The organism is Clostridium drakei, assembly GCF_000633595.2.
Classification (GTDB): domain Bacteria; phylum Bacillota; class Clostridia; order Clostridiales; family Clostridiaceae; genus Clostridium_AM; species Clostridium_AM drakei.
The window spans coordinates 406-2,927 of sequence record NZ_JIBU02000083.1; the positions used below are offsets into that span (position 1 = coordinate 406).

Here is a 2,522-nt window from a genome sequence, read left to right on the forward strand (position 1 = left end):
AGATCTACTCCAGAGTACCACGAGACACGTGAAACCTTGTGGGAAGCAGGGAGGACCACCTCCCAAGGCTAAATACTAACTGGTGACCGATAGTGAAGCAGTACCGTGAGGGAAAGGTGAAAAGAACCCCGGAAGGGGAGTGAAATAGAACCTGAAACCGTGTGTCCACAACCGGTCGAAGCACTTTTATGTGCGACGACGTGCTTTTTGTAGAACGAGCCAGCGAGTTACGGTATGTAGCAAGGTTAAGTACTTAAGGTACGGAGCCGAAGGGAAACCGAGTCTGAATAGGGCGAAAAGTTGCATGTCGTAGACCCGAAACCGGGTGACCTATCCATGGCCAGGATGAAGCGGAAGTAAAATTCCGTGGAGGTCCGAACCACGTTGGTGTTGAAAAACCATGGGATGAGCTGTGGATAGCGGAGAAATTCCAATCGAACTCGGAGATAGCTGGTTCTCCTCGAAATAGCTTTAGGGCTAGCGTTGAGATTGAGTAGTGGAGGTAGAGCACTGAATGGGCTAGGGGCTGACAACAGTTACTGAACCCTATCAAACTCCGAATGCCATATACTTGTATCTCAGCAGTCAGACTGCGAATGATAAGATCCGTAGTCAAAAGGGAAACAGCCCAGATCATCAGCTAAGGTCCCAAAGTGTAAGTTAAGTGGAAAAGGATGTGGGATTTCTAAGACAACTAGGATGTTGGCTTAGAAGCAGCCACTCATTTAAAGAGTGCGTAATAGCTCACTAGTCAAGAGATCCTGCGCCGAAGATGTCCGGGGCTAAAACTTACCACCGAAGCTATGGGCTCGAAAGAGCGGTAGAGGAGCTTCCTGTATGGAGTGAAGTCGTACCGAAAGGAGCGGTGGACTGTACAGGAGTGAGTATGCTGGCATAAGTAGCGAGAAATAAGTGAGAATCTTATTGGTCGAAAACCTAAGGTTTCCTGAGGAAGGCTCGTCCGCTCAGGGTTAGTCGGGACCTAAGCCGAGGCCGAAAGGCGTAGGTGATGGACAATCGGTTGATATTCCGATACCACCAATTGACGTTATTACAAATGGGATGACGCAGGAGGATAGGATGTGCACACTATTGGATGTGTGTCTAAGCATTTAGACAGATCAGACAGGCAAATCCGTTTGATCAATGTTGAGGTGTGATGGGGAGTGGCTTTATGCCGCGAAGTATCTGATTCCACGCTGCCAAGAAAAGTCTCTATGGAGGATATTGGTGCCCGTACCGCAAACCGACACAGGTAGGTGAGGAGAGAATCCTAAGACCATCGGAAGAATTGTTGTCAAGGAACTCGGCAAATTGACCCCGTAACTTCGGGAGAAGGGGTGCCTATGAAAGTAGGTCGCAGAGAATAGGCCCAAGCAACTGTTTAGCAAAAACACAGGTCTCTGCTAAAGCGAAAGCTGAAGTATAGGGGCTGACGCCTGCCCGGTGCTGGAAGGTTAAGGGGAACACTTAGCGTAAGCGAAGGTGTGAACTTAAGCCCCAGTAAACGGCGGCCGTAACTATAACGGTCCTAAGGTAGCGAAATTCCTTGTCGGGTAAGTTCCGACCCGCACGAATGGCGTAATGACTTGGGCACTGTCTCGACAACAAATCCGGCGAAATTGTAGTGCAAGTGAAGATGCTTGCTACCCGCGATTGGACGGAAAGACCCCGTAGAGCTTTACTGCAGCTTAGCATTGAGTTTCGATATTGTCTGTACAGGATAGGTGGGAGACTGCGAAACAGGGGCGTCAGCTTCTGTGGAGTCATCCTTGGGATACCACCCTGACAGTATTGGGATTCTAACCGGCGGCCATGAAACTGGTCACGGGACATTGTTAGGTGGGCAGTTTGACTGGGGCGGTCGCCTCCAAAAAAGTAACGGAGGCGCCCAAAGGTTCCCTCAGAACGGTTGGAAATCGTTCGAAGAGTGCAAAGGCAGAAGGGAGCCTGACTGCGACACATACAGGTGGAGCAGGGACGAAAGTCGGGCTTAGTGATCCGGTGGTTCCTCGTGGGAGGGCCATCGCTCAACGGATAAAAGCTACCTCGGGGATAACAGGCTGATCTCCCCCAAGAGTCCACATCGACGGGGAGGTTTGGCACCTCGATGTCGGCTCGTCGCATCCTGGGGCTGAAGTAGGTCCCAAGGGTTGGGCTGTTCGCCCATTAAAGCGGCACGCGAGCTGGGTTCAGAACGTCGTGAGACAGTTCGGTCCCTATCCGTCGCGGGCGTAGGAAATTTGAGAGGAGCTGTCCTTAGTACGAGAGGACCGGGATGGACTGACCTCTGGTGTACCAGTTGTTCCGCCAGGAGCATGGCTGGGTAGCTATGTCGGGACGGGATAAACGCTGAAAGCATCTAAGCGTGAAACCCACCTCAAGATTAGATTTCCCATAGCGTAAGCTAGTAAGACCCCTTGAAGAACACAAGGTTGATAGGTCAGAGGTGTAAGCATGGTAACATGTTCAGCTGACTGATACTAATAGGTCGAGGGCTTGACCAAATAAAGAAGTTCACT

Annotated in this window: 1 rRNA gene (running past one end of the window); it reads left to right on the plus strand. The window is 50.8% G+C overall.

Annotated features, from left to right (window positions below):
• Nucleotides 1–2,507, plus strand: a 23S ribosomal RNA gene (locus tag EG57_RS0224495) (it extends 399 nt beyond the left edge of the window).
• The last annotated feature ends 15 nt before the right edge of the window (nt 2,508–2,522 follow it).